The organism is Streptomyces sp. NPDC017943, from assembly GCF_044328425.1.
Lineage (GTDB): Bacteria > Actinomycetota > Actinomycetes > Streptomycetales > Streptomycetaceae > Streptomyces > Streptomyces djakartensis_A.
The window spans coordinates 640,878-661,244 of record NZ_JBIRHH010000005.1; the positions used below are offsets into that span (position 1 = coordinate 640,878).

Annotated in this window: 14 protein-coding genes; 4 read left to right on the forward strand and 10 right to left on the reverse strand. The window is 70.4% G+C overall.

What is annotated here, in order from left to right; all coding sequences use genetic code 11:
• Window positions 1–18 precede the first annotated feature (18 nt).
• From ACH4C6_RS19760 to ACH4C6_RS19770, 3 genes are all read right to left on the reverse strand, one after another.
• Window positions 19–924 carry an ADP-ribosylglycohydrolase family protein gene (locus ACH4C6_RS19760; protein ID WP_398109869.1) on the reverse strand — a complete coding sequence of 302 codons (906 nt, stop codon included), beginning with the start codon at window positions 922–924 and terminating at the stop codon, window positions 19–21.
• A gap of 12 nt (window positions 925–936) precedes the next feature.
• A complete protein-coding gene (locus ACH4C6_RS19765; protein WP_398109870.1) occupies window positions 937–1,596 on the reverse strand; it encodes a histidine phosphatase family protein in 660 nt (219 codons plus the stop codon).
• A 176-nt stretch (window positions 1,597–1,772) separates the two neighbouring features.
• On the reverse strand, window positions 1,773–2,378 hold the full coding sequence (locus ACH4C6_RS19770; protein ID WP_398109871.1) for a YdbC family protein: 606 nt from the start codon (window positions 2,376–2,378) through the stop codon (window positions 1,773–1,775).
• Between the two features lie 153 nt (window positions 2,379–2,531).
• Between ACH4C6_RS19770 and ACH4C6_RS19775 the strand changes: the two genes are divergently transcribed.
• Entirely contained in the window at window positions 2,532–3,065 is a 534-nt protein-coding gene (locus ACH4C6_RS19775) for a TerD family protein (RefSeq protein WP_398109872.1), read from the forward strand.
• 170 nt (window positions 3,066–3,235) lie between these two features.
• Here ACH4C6_RS19775 and ACH4C6_RS19780 read toward each other — a convergent pair whose 3' ends face one another.
• Window positions 3,236–6,127 carry a vitamin B12-dependent ribonucleotide reductase gene (locus tag ACH4C6_RS19780; RefSeq protein WP_398109873.1) on the reverse strand — a complete coding sequence of 964 codons (2,892 nt, stop codon included), beginning with the start codon at window positions 6,125–6,127 and terminating at the stop codon, window positions 3,236–3,238.
• A 164-nt stretch (window positions 6,128–6,291) separates the two neighbouring features.
• Complete coding sequence (nrdR, locus tag ACH4C6_RS19785) at window positions 6,292–6,846, reverse strand: transcriptional regulator NrdR (protein WP_398109874.1); 555 nt, start codon at window positions 6,844–6,846, stop codon at window positions 6,292–6,294.
• Between the two features lie 620 nt (window positions 6,847–7,466).
• Here nrdR and lexA point away from each other — a divergent pair.
• Complete coding sequence (lexA, locus tag ACH4C6_RS19790) at window positions 7,467–8,246, forward strand: transcriptional repressor LexA (RefSeq protein ID WP_333935681.1); 780 nt, start codon at window positions 7,467–7,469, stop codon at window positions 8,244–8,246.
• A 309-nt stretch (window positions 8,247–8,555) separates the two neighbouring features.
• Here the strand turns inward: lexA and ACH4C6_RS19795 are convergent, their stop codons facing one another.
• From ACH4C6_RS19795 to ACH4C6_RS19810, 4 genes are all read right to left on the reverse strand, one after another.
• Window positions 8,556–10,553 carry an ATP-dependent DNA helicase gene (locus ACH4C6_RS19795; RefSeq protein ID WP_398109875.1) on the reverse strand — a complete coding sequence of 666 codons (1,998 nt, stop codon included), beginning with the start codon at window positions 10,551–10,553 and terminating at the stop codon, window positions 8,556–8,558.
• 342 nt (window positions 10,554–10,895) lie between these two features.
• Complete coding sequence (locus ACH4C6_RS19800; RefSeq protein WP_398109876.1) at window positions 10,896–11,840, reverse strand: GNAT family N-acetyltransferase; 945 nt, start codon at window positions 11,838–11,840, stop codon at window positions 10,896–10,898.
• Between the two features lie 114 nt (window positions 11,841–11,954).
• Window positions 11,955–14,000 (reverse strand): IucA/IucC family protein, encoded by a 2,046-nt coding sequence (locus ACH4C6_RS19805; RefSeq protein ID WP_398109939.1) that lies wholly within the window; start codon window positions 13,998–14,000, stop codon window positions 11,955–11,957.
• A 287-nt stretch (window positions 14,001–14,287) separates the two neighbouring features.
• On the reverse strand, window positions 14,288–15,760 hold the full coding sequence (locus tag ACH4C6_RS19810) for an aminotransferase class III-fold pyridoxal phosphate-dependent enzyme (protein WP_398109877.1): 1,473 nt from the start codon (window positions 15,758–15,760) through the stop codon (window positions 14,288–14,290).
• Between the two features lie 312 nt (window positions 15,761–16,072).
• Between ACH4C6_RS19810 and ACH4C6_RS19815 the strand changes: the two genes are divergently transcribed.
• Complete coding sequence (locus tag ACH4C6_RS19815) at window positions 16,073–17,296, forward strand: trypsin-like serine peptidase (protein WP_398109878.1); 1,224 nt, start codon at window positions 16,073–16,075, stop codon at window positions 17,294–17,296.
• A gap of 82 nt (window positions 17,297–17,378) precedes the next feature.
• Window positions 17,379–18,563 (forward strand): trypsin-like serine peptidase, encoded by a 1,185-nt coding sequence (locus ACH4C6_RS19820; RefSeq protein WP_398109879.1) that lies wholly within the window; start codon window positions 17,379–17,381, stop codon window positions 18,561–18,563.
• Window positions 18,564–18,666: 103 nt separating this feature from the next.
• Here ACH4C6_RS19820 and hflX read toward each other — a convergent pair whose 3' ends face one another.
• Window positions 18,667–20,160, reverse strand: coding sequence for a GTPase HflX (gene hflX, locus ACH4C6_RS19825; RefSeq protein WP_398109880.1), 1,494 nt, complete (start codon window positions 20,158–20,160; stop codon window positions 18,667–18,669).
• Window positions 20,161–20,367 lie beyond the last annotated feature (207 nt).

Genomic DNA, 20,367 nt, shown 5'->3' on the forward strand with positions numbered 1-20,367 from the left:
AGGCCCTGAGGAGGCGGACTAAGCGGTCGCAGGCACCCAGCCAGGAAGCGCTTCGGTTCGTGCCACCCACTCGGCAGGAGGCGCCCCGGCCTTCCCGGCCGCGATCACGCCGCCGACGATGGCGCACGTGGTGTCGATGTCGCCACCGGCCCGGGCGGTCGTCCAGAATCCCTGCTCGAAATCGCCGAGGCAGCGTGCGGCCGACCAGAGGGCGAAGGGCACGGTGTCATGGGCGGTCTTCCGCCGCCCGCATCCCAGTACCGCCGCGACCGTGGCCGCGTCCCCGTAGTCGAGCATGTCCCGGGCCCGGCGCAGCCCCGCACCCACGGCGCTCTTCGGCACCAGGTCGATGACCCCGTCGAGCAGGGCCTCGGGACCCGGCGGTCCGTCCGGTGCCGCGGCGAAGGCGGCAGCAGCGGCGACGGCCATCGCCCCGACGACGGCCTCACGGTGCTGGTGGGTGGTGTAGGCGGAGATCTCCGCCTGGTGGGTCGCCTGCTCCGGGTCGCCCGCGTACCAGGCACCCAGCGGAGCGATGCGCATGGCGGCGCCGTTGCCCCAGGACCCCTGCCCGTTGAACAGCGCGGCGGCTAGTTCGCGCCAGTCACCGCCCTCCCGGACGCGACCCAGCAAGCGGCCGACCGCAGGGCCGTAGCCCCGGTCGGCGTCATGGTGCTCCGCGAAGGACCGGGCGAGGGCGTCCTGGTCGATGCGGTGGTGGGCGGCCAGCACCGCGACGACGGAGCAGGCCATCTCCGTGTCGTCCGTCCACTGCCACGGTCCGTCCGGCACCTCGCGGCGTTTGAGGAGCGGGTAGTTCACCGGCACGAAGTACTGGGAGCCCAGGGCGTCCCCGACAGTCAGCCCGCGCAGGCCGGCCAGGGCGCGGTCCAGGCGCACGTCGAGGGAGAAGTCAGCGGTCATCGCCCTGCCACTCTATCCGGTGACCCCGTACGGTTCGGGGTCTCGCCAGCGGTCGAACGGCCGGTCGAGCACGTACTTGCCGTCGTCCCCCAGAACGAGCATCCGCACCTCGCCGTTCCCCGGATTCGACAGGGACTCGAACTCCGCCACCGTCCAGTGGAACCACCGCATGCAGAACAACCGCATGGCCAGGCCGTGCGTGACGATCAGCACGTTCGGCGGATGCTCGGGGTCCTCGAAACTGCGGAAGAGGCTCTCCAGGAACCCCCCGACCCGGTCGTAGACGTCGGCCCCGGACTCCCCCTGGGCGAAGCGGTAGAAGAAGTGGCCGTAGGCGTCCCGGTAGGCCTTCTGCAGCCGCACGTCGTCCCGGTCCTGCCAGTTCCCCCAGTCCTGCTCGCGCAGCCGAGGCTCCTCGCGGACCCGTATGAGATCGGGTTCGAGGTGGAAGGCGCGCAGGGTCTCGTGCGTGCGGCGGTAGGGGGAGACGTAGACGCTGACGCGCTCCTTGCCGAAGATCTCGCGCAGGTGCTCGCCGGTGGCCTCGGCCTGCTGTCTGCCCCGCTCGGTCAGAGCCAGGGCGTGATCGGGTTCACGCTCGTAGACGGAGTCATCGACATTGCCCGTCGACTCGCCGTGCCGGACAAGGACGATGCGCCGTGGTCGTGCCATGCCGAAACCCTAGATCGAGTGGCGGCCCGTCGAGCACACATGCCGCACCGTTACAGCGTAGGTCACACAGCTCCCGCACCTCAGGTCACATCCACCACCGCCCGCGTGCCCGGCGGCACCCGCCCGCCCGCAGAAGGCGTGCTGCCGCCCCGCACAGATTCCTGGCTCACCGCGCTTCACACCGTCCAGCTCGGCTCCATGTCCACGACGGCCCCGGTGAGGGCGGCCACGTCGGCTTCGGTCTGGGCGCGCAGGGCGAGCCGCTCCACCCGCTCGGTGCGGTACTTGCCGTGCTCGGCGGCCGACCGCCACATCGACAGCACCATGTACTCGTTCCCCGGCGCCTCACCGAAGAGGCCGCGCACCATGCCCGGGGAGCCCGCCATCGCGGGGTTCCAGACCTTCTCCTGCATCAGCACGAAGTGCTCCGCCCGCTCCGCGTGGACGCGGCACAGCGCCACCCGCAGCAGGTCGGCGTCCGTGAAGCGCGGTTCGAAGCCGGTCTTCACGTCGAAGCGGTGATCGAACAGCCTGACCCGGGCGTCCTTGAACGTGCCCGACTGCGCTGTTGCGAGCCGGTCGTGGGAGCGCGCCATGAAGGAGTCGTAGAAGGCCCGGCTCTCCCAGAAGGCGAAAATGTGCGCCACGTCGGGCCGCCCCCGGCTCCAGCCACCCCCCTGTCCCCGAAATCCCGGCTCTCCCAGAAGCCCCGCCCATTTCCGCTGCCCCCGCTCGAAACCGCGGCGGTCCACCACGGTGCAGCGAATCCACTTGACCAGCACCGCGCCATGGTAAGGCCCCGGGCGTGGCGTCGGTCACTCTCCGCCGTACCGCTCCCCCACGCACGCGCCCGCGCGCGTGGCAGGATGGACAAGCAGTCGTGAGAGCCCGGCAGTTGGGGCGAACATGCGGTCGGTGCGGGGAAGGGGACTTGGGTGGACGGGCTGAACAAGGGGCTTCGCAAGATCGAGATCGCGATGCGGTGGGACCCCAGTCCCGCGGGGCAGCCGTCCACGGACCTGGATCTGGTCGCGGCGACGTACCTGTCGGACGACCCGCACGGCGACCCGGCCTACGTCGTGCACTTCGACAGCCGCTCGCCCGACGGCACCATCTACCTCAACCGGGACAGCCAGGACGGGCAGGGCTTCGGTTACGACGAGGTCATGACGCTGGAGCTCGACCGGCTGGACGTCCGCTACGCGCGCGTGGTGGTGGGAGTCGTCATCCAGCAGCGTCCCGCGGAGCGCACCTTCGTCAGTGTGATCAACCCCGGCCTGCGGATCCGTGAGGGCTACACCGTCCTGGCGGAGGACGACTTCGGCGGTGTCCTCGGAGCGACGGCCACCACGGTCGCCGAGTTCGTCCGGGACGGCTCCGGACCGTGGGAGTTCCGTTCGGGTCTGCACGGCTTCGAGGGTGACCCGGCGGAGTTCACCCGGACGATGGGGGCGGCTCACCGCCCCTGACCGGACGCACCGGACGGCCGGCCCGGCGGGGCTCGGGGACGGTTCGGACGCTGATGCGGCCGGTCACGGCCCGTCGGCACGGAGCTCGTGACGACGAGAGGGGCACCGCCCGAAGGCGGTGCCCCTCTGTCACGCGGTCAGGCGCTTGTCATGCGGTCGGCCGCTCGGCGTCAGCTGCAGCCGCTGGTGGAGCCGCAGCCCTCGCAGATGTAGCAGGAACCGGCGCGCTGCATCTTCGTGCCGCAGGAGAAGCACAGCGGGGCGTCGGCCTGGATGCCCAGCTGCATCTCGACCAGTTCGGCGCTGGTGTGCGCCTGCTGCGGGGCGGGCTTGGCCGCCTCCTCCGCCTTCGGCGCGGCGACTGCCTTCAGCTCCTGGGCGCGCGGCGCCGACTGGGCCAGGCCCTCGACGTCGACCTCGTCCTCGGACGGCTCGTACGAACCGGTCTCCAGGTGCCGCTGGCGCTCCTCGGCGGAGTGGATGCCGAGCGCGGAGCGCGTCTCGAACGGCAGGAAGTCCAGCGCCAGGCGGCGGAAGATGTAGTCGACGATCGACTGCGCCATCCGCACGTCCGGGTCGTCCGTCATGCCGGCCGGCTCGAAGCGCATGTTGGTGAACTTCGAGACGTACGTCTCCAGCGGCACGCCGTACTGGAGGCCGACGGAGACCGCGATGGAGAAGGCGTCCATCATGCCCGCGAGGGTCGAGCCCTGCTTGGACATCTTCAGGAAGACCTCACCGAGACCGTCGTCCGGGTAGGAGTTGGCGGTCATGTAGCCCTCGGCGCCGCCGACGGTGAAGGACGTGGTGATGCCGGGACGTCCCTTCGGGAGGCGCTTGCGGACCGGGCGGTACTCGACCACCTTCTCGACCGCGGTACGGATCGTCTCCTCGGCCTTCTCGGTGATCTCCGCCTTCTCCTTCTCCTTGGTCTTGGCGGAGAGCGGCTGGCCGACCTTGCAGTTGTCGCGGTAGATCGCGAGGGCCTTGACGCCCAGCTTCCAGGCCTCGAAGTAGATCTCCTCGACCTCCTCGACGGTCGCCGTCTCCGGCATGTTGACCGTCTTGGAGATGGCGCCGGAAATCCACGGCTGGATCGCGGCCATCATGCGCACGTGGCCCATCGGGGAGATGGCCCGCTCGCCCATGGCGCAGTCGAACACCTCGTAGTGCTCCGGCTTGAGGCCGGGGGCGTCGATCACGTTGCCGTTCTCGGCGATGTGGGCGACGATCGCCTCGATCTGCTCCTCGAGGTAGCCGAGGCGGCGCAGGGCCTGCGGGACGGTGCCGTTGACGATCTGCATAGAGCCGCCGCCGACGAGCTTCTTGAACTTGACCAGCGCGAGGTCGGGCTCGACACCGGTGGTGTCGCAGGACATCGCGAGACCGATGGTGCCGGTCGGGGCGAGCACGGACGCCTGCGCGTTACGGAAACCGTTCTTCTCACCCAGGCGCAGGACCTCGCCCCAGGCCTCGCTGGCGGCGGCCCACACCGGGGTGTCCAGGTCGTCCATGCGGACGGCCTTGTCGTTGGCGTCGGAGTGCTGCTTCATGACGCGCTTGTGGGCGTCGGCGTTGCGGGCGTAGCCGTCGTACGGGCCGACCACCGCGGCGAGCTCGGAGGAGCGGCGGTAGGCCGTGCCGGTCATCAGGGAGGTGATGGCGCCGGCGAGGGCGCGGCCGCCGTCGGAGTCGTAGGCGTGACCGGTGGCCATCAGCAGGGCGCCGAGGTTGGCGTAGCCGATGCCCAGCTGGCGGAACGCGCGCGTGTTCTCGCCGATCTTCTGGGTCGGGAAGTCCGCGAAGCAGATCGAGATGTCCATCGCGGTGATGACCAGCTCGACGACCTTCTGGAAGCGGTCGGCCTGGAACGACTGGTTGCCCTTGCCGTCGTCCTTGAGGAACTTCATCAGGTTCAGCGAGGCCAGGTTGCAGGACGTGTTGTCCAGGTGCATGTACTCGCTGCACGGGTTCGACGCGGTGATCCGGCCGGACTCGGGGCAGGTGTGCCAGTTGTTGATCGTGTCGTCGTACTGGATGCCGGGGTCGGCGCAGGCCCAGGCGGCCTGGGCGATCTTGCGGAAGAGCGCCTTGGCGTCGACCTCCTCGATGACCTCGCCGCTCATCCGGCCGCGCAGCCCGAACTGGCCGCCCTGCTCGACCGCCTTCATGAACTCGTCGTTGACGCGGACGGAGTTGTTGGCGTTCTGGTACTGGACGGACGTGATGTCGTCGCCGCCCAGGTCCATGTCGAAGCCGGCGTCGCGCAGGACGCGGATCTTCTCCTCTTCCTTGACCTTGGTCTCGATGAAGTCCTCGATGTCGGGGTGGTCCACGTCGAGGACGACCATCTTGGCGGCACGCCGGGTGGCGCCACCGGACTTGATCGTGCCGGCGGAGGCGTCGGCGCCGCGCATGAAGGAGACGGGGCCGGAGGCGTTGCCGCCGGAGGACAGCAGCTCCTTGGAGGAGCGGATGCGGGAGAGGTTCAGGCCGGCGCCGGAGCCGCCCTTGAAGATCATGCCCTCTTCCTTGTACCAGTCGAGGATCGACTCCATGGAGTCGTCGACGGACAGGATGAAGCAGGCGGAGACCTGCTGGGGCTGCGGCGTGCCCACGTTGAACCACACGGGGCTGTTGAAGCTGAAGATCTGGTGCAGGAGGGCGTAGGCCAGCTCGTGCTCGAAGATCTCGGCGTCGGCCGGGGAGGAGAAGTACCGGTGGTCCTCTCCGGCCTTCCGGTACGTCTTCACGATGCGGTCGATCAGCTGCCTGAGGCTGGTCTCGCGCTGCGGGGTGCCCACGGCACCGCGGAAGTACTTGCTGGTGACGATGTTGACCGCGTTCACCGACCAGAAGTCGGGGAACTCCACGCCGCGCTGCTCGAAGTTGACCGAGCCGTCGCGCCAGTTGGTCATGACGACGTCACGGCGCTCCCAGGCCACCTCGTCGTAGGGGTGGACCCCAGGGGTGGTGTGGATGCGCTCGATACGCAGGCCCTTGCTCGCCTTGGCGCTCTTGGCGCGGGAACTCCGTGCCGGACCGCTCGCCGTCTCTGTCATGCCGCCTCCCTGTACGGGCGAAAACGCCCTGAAGTGCCCCGTTGTTCCCGGTGCACGGTGTTCTGTCTGATGCTGCGGGCGCCCACTCACACAGCCCGCAACGGGTCTTCACATCGCCGCCGTCCGGCCGGCCCCGGAGCTGCCTTCCGGGTCCGGCCCGCCACTCAGTCGGCGGCGCCTGCGGGCTCGGGGACCTGTTTCGTCCCTCCGGGCCCGCGGTCGTCTTCCTGGCCCCCCGCCTCGTCGCGGTCTCCGTCATCCGCGTCGGGGTGTCCCGTCTGGGTCCTGAGTTCCGCGATGGCCGTCTCGAAGTCGTCGAGCGAGTCGAAGGCTCGATAGACGGACGCGAACCTCAGGTAGGCGACGAGATCCAGCTCCTGCAACGGGCCGAGTATGGCCAGCCCCACGTCGTGGGTGGTCAGCTCGGCACTTCCGGTGGCCCGCACCGCCTCCTCGACCCGCTGGCCGAGCTGGGCGAGCGCGTCCTCGGTGACCGGCCGCCCCTGACACGCCTTGCGCACACCGTTGATGATCTTCGTGCGGCTGAAGGGTTCGGTGACCCCCGACCGCTTGACCACCATCAGCGAGCACGTCTCCACGGTCGTGAAACGACGGGAGCAGTCAGGGCACTGTCGGCGCCTGCGGATCGACGTGCCGTCGTCGGTCGTCCGACTGTCGACCACACGGCTGTCGGGGTGCCTGCAGAAGGGGCAGTGCATGGACTCCAACCCTCCTCACAGCAGACTCAATAGCCTGGCAGGACCTCTTGCGCCCCACGAAGCAGCCCCAAGCATAGGCGATGACCTTGGGCCTGAAGACCCGGGGCACCACAACTTCTGGGCTGCTGTAGCAATCCAACCACTAGATGTAGGGATTGGCGCATACATCGAGGTCGTACGCGCGTGTCGCACGCGCGTGCCCCGGCAAGACGCCGCTCGTCGGGCCGCACAGGCCCCCTCCAGCCCCTTGGAGGCACCCGAGCGACCCCGGAACGCGACCCGGCCGGCGCACTTTCCGCACAGCCGTATCGCTGCGGCACATGCGGAGATAGCGTGGGCGCCGCGGGGAGGGGGCGTGGGACTCCCGCACAGATGAGGGCCGGTCCCAGGGCAGGGGAATGCCGGATGGCAGACTGGGGCAGCAGTCCACGAGGCGATCACCCCGGCGGTGAAGAGTACAGCAATGGGCCCATTTGCCCGCCGGGCGGCGCGGCCTCCAATACACCCGGACACGCGATCGCGCCCACCAATCCGCGTTTTTTCACTCGAACGTGTGTTTGGCGCAACCTTTCGAAAGCAACTACCGTTGTCCAGCAGGGAGACCATCGAGAGGGGCCGACGTGACCACCACCGCAGACAGTGCCGCCATTACTGCCCAGGACCGCTCCCAGGGCCGACTGGAGCCGGTGCATGCGATGAACGAAGCCACGAACCCTGAGGGGCACAAGCGCTCCCTGCCGGGCCGACCTCCGGGCATCCGGGCGGACAGCTCCGGACTCACCGACCGCCAGCGCCGGGTGATCGAGGTCATCCGGGACTCGGTGCAGCGGCGCGGGTACCCCCCGTCGATGCGGGAGATCGGCCAGGCCGTCGGCCTCTCCAGCACCTCGTCGGTCGCCCATCAGCTGATGGCACTGGAGCGCAAGGGCTTCCTGCGCCGCGACCCGCACCGACCCCGCGCCTACGAAGTACGCGGCTCCGACCAGGCCGCCACCGTGCAGCCCACGGACACGGCGGGCAAGCCGGCCGCCTCGTACGTCCCGCTGGTCGGCCGTATCGCCGCGGGTGGCCCGATCCTGGCCGAGGAGTCCGTCGAGGACGTCTTCCCTCTCCCCCGCCAGCTCGTCGGCGACGGTGAGCTGTTCGTCCTCAAGGTCGTCGGCGACTCGATGATCGAGGCCGCGATCTGCGACGGCGACTGGGTCACGGTGCGCCGTCAGCCGGTCGCCGAGAACGGCGACATCGTGGCGGCCATGCTCGACGGGGAAGCCACCGTCAAGCGCTTCAAGCGCGAGGACGGCCACGTCTGGCTCCTGCCGCACAACGCGGCCTACGAGCCGATCCCCGGCGACGACGCGACCATCCTCGGCAAGGTCGTGGCCGTACTGCGCCGCGTCTGACCCAGCGCGCCGCGTCGGACGAGCCAAGCGGCTCGCCCTCAGACCGGGCCCCGGAACCCCTGCGCCGGTTCCGGGGTCCTGCGCTGTCCGGGCCCATCCGGGGTCGCTGCCATGGCCCTCAGCGCTCTCGGGGCTCGTGCCGCGGCAGGGGCAGGGTCGGCGCTTGCCGCACGCCGGTGGAGCGGCCGCGCGCCCCGTCGCCCGGGCGCCCCCGTCGCCCGGGCGCTCCGTGGCCCGGGTGCGCCGTCGCCCGGGCGTGGAAGGCTGGGCGGGCCTGCCTCGCCGCAGCCGCAGACCGGCCCCCAGGGGTCAGGCGTCCTCCGCCTGCTCCGTCACCGCCTCCGCCTGCTTCGCCCCGGCGTCGATCGCCGACAGCGACCTGCGTACCTGGTTCCGGTCCGTGGTGAACCAGAAGTCCGGCAGCGACGCCTTCAGATAGCTCCCGTACCGCGCCGTCGCCAGACGCTGGTCCAGCACGGCGACCACGCCACGGTCTCCGGACGCCCGCACCAGGCGGCCGGCGCCCTGGGCCATCAGAAGCGCGGCGTGGGTTGCGGCGACGGCCATGAAACCGTTGCCGCCCGCGTCCTCGACGGCCTTCTGGCGGGCACTCATCAGCGGGTCGTCCGGACGCGGGAACGGGATCTTGTCCATGACGACCAGCTGGCAGCTGGGCCCCGGGACGTCCACGCCCTGCCACAGGGACAAGGTGCCGAACAGGCACGTCTTGGGGTCGGCCGCGAAGTTCTTGATGAGCTCGCCGAGCGTCTCCTCGCCCTGGAGCAGGATCGGGTACTCGGGGATGCGCGAACGCAGCTCCTCGGCGGCCACCTGCGCCCCGCGCATGGAGGAGAAGAGACCCAGGGTGCGGCCGCCCGCCGCCTGGATCAGTTCGGTCAGCTCGTCGAGCATGTCGGCGCGGTCGCCGTCCCGAGCGGGGCGGGCCAGGTGCTTGGCGACGTACAGGATGCCCTGCTTGCGGTAGTCGAAGGGCGAGCCGACGTCGATGCCCTTCCACTTCGGGACATCGTCCCCTTCGGTGCCCTCGGCGGCCAGGCCGAGGGAGGCGCCGACGCCGTTGAAGTCGCCACCCAGTTTGAGCGTCGCGGAGGTCAGGATCACCGAGCGGTCGGCAAAAAGCTTCTCCCGCAGCAGGCCCGAGACGGACATGGGGGCGACGCGCAGGGAAGCGCCGAATCGGTCGTGGCGCTCGTACCAGACGACGTCCCATTCGGAGCCGTTGGTGATCCGCTCCGCCACGTCGTGCACGCTTTCCACCGAGGCGAGAGCCTGCTTGCGGACCGCGTCCTCATCCTGGACGGACTTGTCACGGGTCGTGCCGATCGCGGAGATGACCGTGCGGCACGCGTCGCGCAGGGCCATGAGGGCGTACCCGAGGTCCTCCGGGATCTCCTCCAGGCGACCCGGCAGTGCCAGTTCCATCAGCCGCTCGAAGCCCTCCGCGGCGGTCTGGAGCTGATCGGCGGCCTTCTCGTTCACGAGTTTCGCGGCCCGCCGCACCGCGCGGTTGACCTGTCCCGGCGTGAGTTCGCCCGTGGCCACCCCGGTGACCCGTGAGACCAGTTCGTGGGCCTCGTCGACGATGAGCACCTCGTGCTGCGGGAGCACCGGGGCGCCTTCGATGGCGTCGATCGCGAGCAGTGCGTGGTTGGTGACGACGACCTCGGCGAGCTTCGCCCGCTCCCGGGCCATCTCGGCGAAGCACCCCGCGCCGTACGCGCACTTCGATGCGCCGAGGCACTCCCTGGACGAGACCGACACCTGGGCCCAGGCCCGGTCCGAGATGCCCGGCGTGAGGTCGTCACGATCCCCGGTCTCGGTCTCGTCGGCCCAGTCACGCACACGCAGCAGGTCCTGGCCCAGTTTGCTGGTGGGCGCGGCCGCCTCGAACTGGTCGAAGAGGCCGTCCTCCTCATCCTGCGGCACGCCCTCGTGCATGCGGTGCAGACACAAGTAGTTCGACCGGCCCTTGAGCATCGCGAACTCCGGGCGGCGGCGCAGCAAGGGGTGCAGCGAGTCGACCGTCCTGGGCAGGTCCCGCTCGACCAGCTGCCGTTGCAGGGCCAGGGTGGCGGTCGCGACCACCACCCGCTCCCCGTGCGCGAGCGCGGGCACCAGATAGCCCAACGACTTGCCGGTGCCGGTGCCGGCCTGGACCAGCAGATGGGAGCCGTCGTCGATCGCTTCCTCGACGGCTTCGGCCATGGCTACCTGACCGGGGCGCTCCGTACCGCCGACGGCAGCGACGGCAGCGTGCAGGAGTTCGGGGAGTGAGGGCTTCGTCATAGCGCGACCACCCTACGACCCGGCACTGACAAACGTCTGGTCACGGTGAGGAGGGAGAGAGGGGGCAGGGTGGCGGAGGAGGTGGGGATCGGGGTGGCGAAGGAAGGCTGGAGGGCGGTGGGGATGGTGGGGACGGGTGGCGAGCTCATGGTGGACTCCTCGGCGCGGCGGAGCGGGGCGGTTCGTGAGGGAGCGCGGGTGGAGGTGCCCTCTCGGCGCCGCTCCCCTTCGCTCGAGTGGGCCGGGCAGCCGAGGCCGTAGGGCCGGATCACTTTTTGTCCGTGAGCGGGAACCGCGGCAGCCGGCGCCGCGTTCAATGAGTGATGGCGCGGTGACACAGAGCTACAACACATGACGGAGTGACCGGTCCCGGATCATGAGGGCACCGGTCTTACCCGGCAGGTCGATCTCGACCGAGAGCCGGAAACCGGCGGTGAGGAAAGCGGCGATGGAGGGGGTGTTGCGAATGTCGGGTTCCGCGATGACGCGTGCGCAGGAGGGTCGCTGCGTGAGAACGAGATCGGCCACGGCGCGAAGCAGCAGGCCGCCGAGACCGCGTCCACGGTCGGGAATCTCACCAAGAAGGAGATGTAGCCCCGTGTCGTGGGGCCGGGCCGGGTAGAACCGGGCCAGCGGATCCAGATCGGCGCGGTAGATCTCCCAGTAGCTCATCGGCCTTCCGTCCAGCACCCCGATGCACGGCACGCTGCGTCCGTCACCGGTGAGCTGGGCACGGATGTGGCCCTCGGTCACGCTCTGCGGCCCTGACAGCTCCCAGAAGGCCGCGGCGGCGGGGTCGTTCATCCAGCGGCTGATCAGCCGGAGGTCGCGTTCGAGGCGCACGGGGACGAGGTGGAACGCACCCACAGGCGTCCGGACCGGCCCCCAGCCGGCGATCCCGTCCAGGAGGTCGTCGATCGCCGGGCGGAAGGTCGCGTGGTCGGAAGGCGAGAGCCAGTGATGCGCTCCATCGGAGGACTCACCCGAGGTGGATCCGCCGAACCCTGTAGCTGCTTCCTCGATGGAGGCGAAGAACTCGTCCGGGAGACGCAGGTCCATGGTGTCCTCGCCGTGCGCGTCACCGCTGGACTCTCCGTGGCCATCCGTGCGGCCATCCCTGCTCGCGTCCTCGCCGGCTTCGCCCCCGTCGCCCCCGTTAGGGCCGGCGTGAGGACGAAGGGTCGCAGGGCGAGTGCCGGGCCCGGCAGGGTCCCCACTGGCGGGATGGCCGTCAGCCGGGGCGGTGACGGCGAGATGGGTCTCGGCTGTCGGCTCAGCGGGAAGCACCGAGGGCTCCTCTCGGTCGGACAAGGAGGTGGTGGGGCGGTTTACGCGGAGGGTCCATGGGAGGAATGCCGGCGATCGACGGCGGCCGACCGAGGTCACGAGCGGTTGATGTGATCAACAGTGGAGGGGGTTGGCGATGGTGACGTAGACGGACTGGGTGTCCACCGGGCCGACGAGCTCGTCCATGCCGTGCAAGCGGGTCAGCAGGTTGGCCTTGCAGCGCAGGACCGGCGAGTCGAGCAACCGGGTGGGCAGGGAGGATCGTGATCGATCCGGGCTGGAGGCCAGGCGCTGCAGGAACCGGCGGAAGGCAGCGAGCAGCAGCCGTTCGTCGGCGAGTCGCTGGGAGCCGAACGCGCCGATGAGTCCGAGCACGTTGTTGATCGCCAAGTAGTACGTGAGGCGCTCGTCGGCGATGTCGTCCGGCACGAACGTGTCGCTGCGTTCCCCGATGCCGGGCAGCCGCGCTTCGAGGTCCGCGCGTCGGGACTCGCGGTAGTAGTAGCCCTGGTTGTCCCGGTAGCGCCCGCCTGCCGGCCAGCCGGCGGTGTCCAGCAGGAGCAGGGTGTTCTGCTGATGCGCCTCCAGGGCGACGCCCGCCTCACCGTCGAGCCACAGGACGGGGCGCACCACGTGCTCGAGGTAGCGCAGCAGCCACTCGGCGGCGACGGCTCCGCGGGGACGACCGGTCCGACGGGCGAGGTGTGTGACGACCCGCGCCAGGCGGGACTGCATGGGCGGTTCGGCCGTCCCGGACCGGTGTGCCCTTGGACCCGACAGGGGTGAACCCGGTGACGCCGGGATCAGCGAAGGAGGCCCGAGCGCGGACGACATGAGCGCAGGAGGCCCAAAGGAAGGTGGGACCGGCGGGTGTGGAGACAGGGAGACGAGCCCGGCGACGCAGGAGACGTCGTCGGAGGGGGTGAACGGGTTGTGGCGGATCACGACGTCGAGACCGGGCAACGGGGCGCCGTCCGGAGCGTCGACGGCCAGCCAGGCGGGGTCCCGCACGATGTCGAAGCCCGGGTGCACGGCTTGCCACTGCCGGGCGAGGCCGCTGCGGAGCAGACGGTGGACCTCGACGCCGCGGTGGAGTTCCTTGCGCAGGTTCTCTCGACGGGAGTTGGTGATGCGTAGACCGAGCGACAGTTTGAGCATCGCCGGGGCGCCGGAGCGATAGACGGTGCGAACGGAGGAGGTGGGATGCCAGAAAGTTCCGTGCGCTCCCAAGTCGCGTAGCAGTCCGCTGTCCAGCAAGGCGGCGGTGTGGGGCCGATGGCGGACCTCGCGGGCCTGCCAGGGGTGAAGGGGGAGCAGGGCGTATCCGTCCAGCGGCGGGAGGCCGGGTCCGGCGAGGCGCGCGGTGAGTGTGGTCGCGGGCACCGGGCGACCGCGTTCGGTCCAGGAGGTGTCGGTGGCGAGGATCGAGGGATCGACAGCCATCCAGTGCAGGGGGAAGGAACCATGCGACTCAGGTGAGAAGCGCCGGGTTTCGGCTTCCGTGAGGTCCTCGCGGCCCTTGGGAGCGGGGTGCAGAGGATGCCCGAGGAGGAGCGCCTGCTCCGCGGAGAGGAACAGGTCGGCGCCATCGGCCGGGTGCTCCCGGCGGTCGCTGACGAAGGTGGCGACGCGGCGTACGGAGTCGGCGACACCTGCGACGAACCCGACGCTGTCGGTGGCGGCGACACCAGTCGCAGGCCCGTGCTCAGGGAGACGGCCCTGGGCAGGGACGCGGCCCGGGTCATGGTCGGGACTCTGCTCGCCCATGCGGGACGGGGCGAGTTCGCCGGCGGTGGACTCCCGAGCGAGCAGCGCGGCGATCGTGACGGCGTCGACCGTCGGGGCATGGTCAAGAGCGCCGGCGAAGCGCGCGGGGCCGAAGCGGTGCCAGCCCGTGGGGGACCAGTAGCGGACCGGAACGAGCAGGGCCGTGCCGCTGGAGGGAAGCGGGACGCGAAGCAGGCCGTCGGCAGGGGCGGATCGGCCGGTCTCGCGCACCCAGCAGCGGAGCAGGTTCTCCACGGCGGCCGCGTCGGCAACGGTGTAGGGGTCCGGATCGCACAGCGGGTCGGTGCCCGGGGTGTCGCCCTCCGGACCTCCGGTCGGCTGCCTCCCCGGCCTCTGATGAGGGACCACGGGAGGTGTCGACACAGCCGGCATCTGCGAGGTTCCGGGGTGGGCGGGGTCCTGGTCCGGCGTCGTCGCGGGGTGACGGTCGGGCTCGGGCCCGGAGATGGCGTTCAAGGCGGATACCTCGGAGGGGGGTGCGAAACATGCGGTGGGTCGGGATGAGCATGCGGACGAGCAGGGCTACTCGACGGCAACCACGCCGGGCCGGTGAGGGCCGGCCGGTAAGCCCGGGCGGCGTGGGCCCGCGTCGAAGCGACGGGTGTGCGAAGACTCGGCGGGAGCCACGCTCGTTGCGTGACGTGTCACGCCCTGACGGATCACTCGTGGACCCGGTGTCGGCGCTGCTGTCGTGCCGCCCCGTGGACCCGGGCCACTGCCTCGACCGCGTCGGCAAGGCGATCGAGTACGGCGTTCGCCTGTTCGTCGGAGATCGTCAAAGGCGGCGACAGGCGAACGCTTCTCCCCTGTCCGCAGAGACCGACGATGAGTCCGCGTCGCAGGCACTCGCGCTGGAGGTCGGCCGCCAGGGAGGAGGCGGACCGGGCTCCCCTACCCCCGGCACCGCACTCCCCCGGCGCGTCGGCGTCCGTGGGCTCCTCTCGCGACTCCTCCGCCTCCTCGGCAGCGATCAGATCTATGCCGATCAGCAGCCCTCTCCCCCGCACTCGGTGCACGATGGGCGAAGCGTCGGCCAGCGGCCGGAGTTGAGCGAGCATGCGGGCGCCGAGGTGAGCGGCCCGCTCGGCGAAACCGTTCTCGCGCACGTGGGCCAGGGTGGCCGCACCAGCGGCCATGGCGAGTTGGTTGCCGCGGAAGGGGGCAGTGTCGGCGGCTGGTTGCCCGCCGGAGAGGTCGTCGCGCTGGATGACGACGGTCAGCGGCAGGCTTCCGCCGATGTCCGGGGAGAGGATCATCGCGTCGGGGGTCACGCCGCTGTCGCCGACCGCCCAGAAGGCACCGGTCCGTCCGAATCCGGTGTGCGTCTCGTCGACGATGAGAGGGATGGAGCGGTCGGCTGTGAGCTGGCGGATGCGCCGCAACCAGGCGCTGGGAACGGGGAGGACCCCACCCCCTCCCTGTACAGGCTCAACGATCACGCCCGCGGGGAGAGCACTGCCGGTGCTCGGGGCGTCCAGCAGGGACTCGGCCCAGTCGGCAGCGAGGTCGAGGTCCCGCCCGTCGTCGAGGCCGTGGGGGCAGTGGAGGTCACGCACCTCGGCGAGGGAGGCGGTCGGCTGCGCGGCAGCGCGTGGGTCGTAGGGCTGGGAGGCCGCGCGCCGGTGGGCTTCGGTGAACGTCATCAGGCCGGTCCGTCCGGTCGCCGCGCGTGCCCATCGGCAGGCGGTCTCCAGCGCGTCACCGGTGGACGGGTCGCAGAACCGCACGTGCGCCCGGTGCGCCAGCCCTGGAGGCAGGGTGCGGTGGAGCTCCGTGAGGAAGGCTTCCGTGACCGGAGTGGCGAGATCGAGAGCGTTGAGGGGGGCGCCGGAATCGAGGACGGAGCGGATGGCCTCCAGGACGACCGGGTGGTTGTGCCCGAGGGCGAGCGCCCCGGCGCCGGAGGTGCAGTCGAGGTAGCGCCGGCCGTCCGCGCCTTCGATGGTCAGCCCTCGGGCACGAACGGGCACCAGGGGCAGGGCGCGGGCGTAGGTGCGGGCGGCGGCGTCGCGGGCGGACTGACGGCGCCGGCTTCCCTCCGGCGCACGAGGGACTTCCCGTACCGCGGCGTCGAAGGCACCACCCGGTGTCGGCTTCACCTGGGCACACACCACGGCGGTCCCCTCGGACACGCGACCCTCACCAGCGGACTCCGGCACGGCTTCCCTGACCTCCCACGGCGCACGGGCACGGGGGATCGCAGACGGACAGCAGGACCCCCACCGCTACCAACCCCCGGCCGCGTTCTCGGTTACGGGTTGCTTCAAGATCCTCTCCGTGACGGAACTGTTGCGGTTCCGTCGGACCTCCCCCACAGGCACCGCATAGTGTGTGGTGCCGTCCCGGACGCCGTGAGGCCGGCCTCAACTCTCCGCGAGTGGGCCGGAGATCACGCCCTGGACGACGGTTCGTCCCAGTTCGTTCACCCCAGGGGGAGTCAGATCATGCGATCCATACGGCAGTCGTCCAGCACCGGCCGAGGGGGGAGGGCGCGCCGCAGGAACTCCCCCGTGCTGGCCGCCGTGGCCCTGGCCTCGGCTCTCGCGCTGACCGCCACCGCCTGTGACTCGGGCGACGCCGAGGCCGGCGGTGAGGCATCGGCCTCCGCTTCGGCGTCGGACGACGGCAAGTTCAAGCTGCCGGACGACATCCGCGACCGGCTGCGGGAGCACGGGATCGACATCGACAAGTGGAAGGACGGCGCCTGGAAGAACTGGGACCGGGACGACTGGCTGCGCGAGGCCAACGAGTACATCAACCCGATCATCGAGGGCCTGTGGAACCCGGACCGCATGCGGGACGCCGAGGAGCCCGAGCAGGGCGTCGGCGAAAGCGACATCTCCGGTGACCAGGGGGTCACGGACCCGGCGCCCAAGCCTGTCCGGGCGGAGGGGGTTGCGTCGTCGTACCACGCCAACGAGCCCACTGCCGGGAAGGTGTTCTTCGACTCCCCGGAGGGCTCGGCGGTCTGCTCGGCGACGGTGGTGGAGGACCCGGCCCACCCGGGCAAGTCGAACCTGGTGTGGACGGCGGGGCACTGTGTGCACGCGGGCAAGAAGGGCGGCTGGTACCGCAACATCGCGTTCGTGCCCTCGTACAACGACGGCGGCAAGGCGGTCGAGGAGTTGGAGAACGCGACCCGTGAGGAGGTCGCCCCGTACGGCGTCTGGTGGGGTGACTGGGCGCAGACCTCGGACCAGTGGATCGAGCAGGGCGGTTCGACGGGCGGGGACGGCGCGCCGTACGACTTCGCGGTGATCCACGTGACTCCCGAGAAGGGCAGTGGCGGCAAGTCGCTGGAGGAGATGGTGGGTTCGGCTCTGCCGGTCGACTTCAAGGCGCCTGCCGTGCCCGATGTCCAGAGCGTGACGGCGATCGGTTACCCGGCCGCGCCGCCGTACGACGGGCAGAAGCTGTACCGGTGCCAGGACCGGCCCGGACGGCTGTCCATCACCGAGTCGGACCCGACGATGTACCGCATCGGATGCACCATGACCGGCGGTTCGTCGGGCGGTGGCTGGGTCGCGACGCGGTCGGACGGCAAGCCGGCGCTGGTGTCCAACACCTCGATCGGCCCGGTGACGTCCGGCTGGCTCGCCGGGCCGCGCCTGGGCGAGGTGGCCAAGGGCGTTTACGAGTCGGTGAGCAAGAAGTTCGCGGGGCAGTGAATCGGCGCTGAGCGTACAGAGCACCAGCGCGCACCATCAACGGGGGATCAGCACCATGCGTTCACGTTCCACACTTCTGTCCATGCCCAGGCGCGGGCGGCGCTCCGTCCTGGCCGCGATCGGCCTCGTCGGCGCACTGGGCTTCACCGCCACCGCGTGTGGTGGTGGGGCGGACTCGGCGAGCGACAAGCCCGACGCCACGAGCTCGCGGACCGCTGACGCCGCCGGTGGCGGCAAGGTCGAGATTCCGGCCGACCTGGCGGGCCGGCTCAAGGAGCACGGCATCGATGTCGACCGGTGGAAGGACGGCGGCTGGAAGGACTGGGACAGGGAGAAGTGGCTCAGTGACGCCGAGGACTTCGTCAACCCGGTGATCGAGGGGCTGTGGAAGCCGGAGCGGATGCAGTCCGCGGAAGAGGCCAACAAGACGGTCACGACCAAGGACGCCGCGGCCGGCCAGGGTGTCAGCGACCCCGACCCGGCGCCCGTGCGAGCCCAGGCCGAGAAGACGCCCTACCACCGCAACGCTGCGCCGGTCGGCAAGGTCTTCTTCGACTCGCCCGACGGCCCGGCGGTGTGCTCCGGCACCGTGGTCAAGGACGTCAATCACCCAGGCAAGTCCAACCTGGTGTGGACGGCGGGCCACTGCGTGCACGCCGGCGGCAACGGCGGCTGGTACCGCAACCTGGTCTTCGTCCCCGCCTACAACGACCTCGACAAGTCCGAGGCGGAGCTGAGCAACGCGAACCCGGCGGAGATCGCCCCCTACGGCAACTGGTGGGCGGACTGGGCCTCGACCTCGAGCCAGTGGATCCGGGGAGGTTCGGAGTCCGGCGGTGACGGTGCCGCCTACGACTACGCCGTGCTGCACGTGAAGCCCGAGCGGGGGACGAAGTCCCTGGAGGAGACGGTCGGCGCCGCCCTGGACGTGGACTTCTCCGCTCCGTCCGCCGCGGAGGCGGCCAAGATCGGCGCCTGGGGTTACCCGGCCGCTCCGCCGTACAACGGGCTGCAGATGTTCCGGTGCGTCGATGTCCCGGGCCGGTTCTCCCTGTCCCCGGCCCTGCCGACCATGTACCGCATCGGCTGCACCATGACCGGCGGTTCCTCGGGCGGCGGCTGGTTCCGCGTGCTGAACGGCAAGTCCGTGCTGGTCTCCAACACCTCGATCGGCCCCGCCGACAACACCTGGCTGGCCGGCCCGCAGTTGGGCCGCGACGCCGAGGCGCTCTACCAGAACATGAGCAGGACCTACGGCGGTCGCTGATCCCGGCAGACGGATCCGCACACGGCGCCGAGCGCCCGGACGAACGAACGAAGGCCCGCCCCCGATGACCTCGGGGGCGGGCCTTCGCGATGACCGCGAGGGGTCAGGCGAGCGGTGCGGGGACGTACGGCGCGAGTTCCGCCGCCAGTTCCTCGTGCACCCGCAGCTTGAGCAGCGTGCCCTCCGCGGTGTGCTCCTCGGAGAGCACCTCGCCCTCGTCGTGCGCACGGGCGACCAGCTTGCCGTGCGTGTACGGCACGAGCGCCTCGATCTCGACCGACGGGCGCGGCAGCTCGCTGTCGATCAGCGCGAGCAGTTCCTCCATGCCCTGGCCGGTGCGGGCCGAGACGGCGATGGACCGCTTCTCGACGCGCAGCAGCCGCTGCAACGTGAGCGGGTCGGCCGCGTCGGCCTTGTTGATCACGACGATCTCCGGCACGCCGGTGGCGCCGACGTCCCTGATCACCTCGCGCACGGCCGCCAGCTGCTCCTCCGGCGTCGGGTGCGAACCGTCGACCACGTGCAGGATCAGGTCGGACTCGCCGACCTCCTCCATCGTGGAGCGGAACGCCTCGACGAGGTGGTGCGGCAGATGGCGTACAAAGCCGACCGTGTCGGCCAGCGTGTACAGCCGTCCACTCGGGGTCTCGGCCCGGCGCACGGTCGGGTCGAGAGTCGCGAACAGCGCGTTCTCCACGAGCACGCCCGCACCCGTGAGGCGGTTGAGCAGGGAGGACTTGCCCGCGTTGGTGTAGCCGGCGATGGCGACCGAGGGCACCTTGTGACGCTTGCGCTCCTGGCGCTTGATCTCGCGGCCGGTCTTCATCTCCGCGATCTCACGGCGCATCTTCGCCATCTTCTCGCGGATCCGTCGCCGGTCCGTCTCGATCTTGGTCTCACCGGGACCACGGGTGGCAAGGCCGCCGCCCTTGCCGCCGCCCATCTGACGGGACAGCGACTGACCCCAACCGCGCAGCCTCGGCAGCATGTACTGCATCTGCGCGAGCGCCACCTGCGCCTTGCCCTCTCGGGACTTGGCGTGCTGGGCGAAGATGTCCAGGATCAGGGCCGTACGGTCGATGACCTTGACCTTGACGACGTCCTCGAGGTGGATGAGCTGGCCCGGGCTGAGCTCACCGTCGCAGATGACGGTGTCCGCGCCCGTCTCGAGGACGATGTCGCGCAGTTCCTCGGCCTTGCCGGAACCGATGTACGTGGCCGCGTCGGGCTTGTCGCGGCGCTGGGTGACGCCGTCGAGCACCAGCGCGCCGGCCGTCTCCGCGAGGGCGGCGAGCTCCGCGAGGGAGTTGTCCGCGTCCTGCACGGTTCCCGAGGTCCAGACACCGACGAGGACGACCCGCTCCAGGCGGAGCTGGCGGTACTCGACCTCGGTGACGTCCTCGAGCTCGGTGGAGAGGCCCGCCACGCGGCGCAGGGCCGCGCGCTCGGAGCGGTCGAACTGGTCGCCGTCCCGCTCTCCGTCGATCTCGTGGCTCCAGGCGACGTCCTCTTCCATCAGGGCATCGGCCCGAAGACCCTCGGGGTGGCTGTGCGCGAAGCGCTTGGTGTCCTGGGAAAAGGAAGAAGAGGAGGTCATTGGATCCTTACGTAGCTGGGAAACCGACTTCTGCGACGGACTGCGGTGTGCCTGCCGTCACTGTCCACAACGCACGGGCGGTCCGGGAGATTCCCGGCGATCCGTGCCGCGCCGACCTGAAGATGGTCGCACGGCACGGGTCGTCTCGTCACCGGGTTATCGGGCGGGAGCGACGCCCCGTCCGGGTGGATTCCGGGACGCGCCCCA

Bases quoted from the DNA above. Each gene is read 5' to 3' on its own strand.
- ACH4C6_RS19765 (WP_398109870.1), bottom strand. From the start codon at position 1,596: ATGGCACGACCACGGCGCATCGTCCTTGTCCGGCACGGCGAGTCGACG.
- hflX (WP_398109880.1), bottom strand. From the start codon at position 20,160: ATGACCTCCTCTTCTTCCTTTTCCCAGGACACCAAGCGCTTCGCGCAC.
- ACH4C6_RS19815 (WP_398109878.1), top strand. From the start codon at position 16,073: ATGCGATCCATACGGCAGTCGTCCAGCACCGGCCGAGGGGGGAGGGCG.
- nrdR (WP_398109874.1), bottom strand. From the start codon at position 6,846: ATGCACTGCCCCTTCTGCAGGCACCCCGACAGCCGTGTGGTCGACAGT.
- ACH4C6_RS19760 (WP_398109869.1), bottom strand. From the start codon at position 924: ATGACCGCTGACTTCTCCCTCGACGTGCGCCTGGACCGCGCCCTGGCC.
- ACH4C6_RS19820 (WP_398109879.1), top strand. From the start codon at position 17,379: ATGCCCAGGCGCGGGCGGCGCTCCGTCCTGGCCGCGATCGGCCTCGTC.
- ACH4C6_RS19795 (WP_398109875.1), bottom strand. From the start codon at position 10,553: ATGACGAAGCCCTCACTCCCCGAACTCCTGCACGCTGCCGTCGCTGCC.
- ACH4C6_RS19780 (WP_398109873.1), bottom strand. From the start codon at position 6,127: ATGACAGAGACGGCGAGCGGTCCGGCACGGAGTTCCCGCGCCAAGAGC.
- ACH4C6_RS19805 (WP_398109939.1), bottom strand. From the start codon at position 14,000: ATGCCGGCTGTGTCGACACCTCCCGTGGTCCCTCATCAGAGGCCGGGG.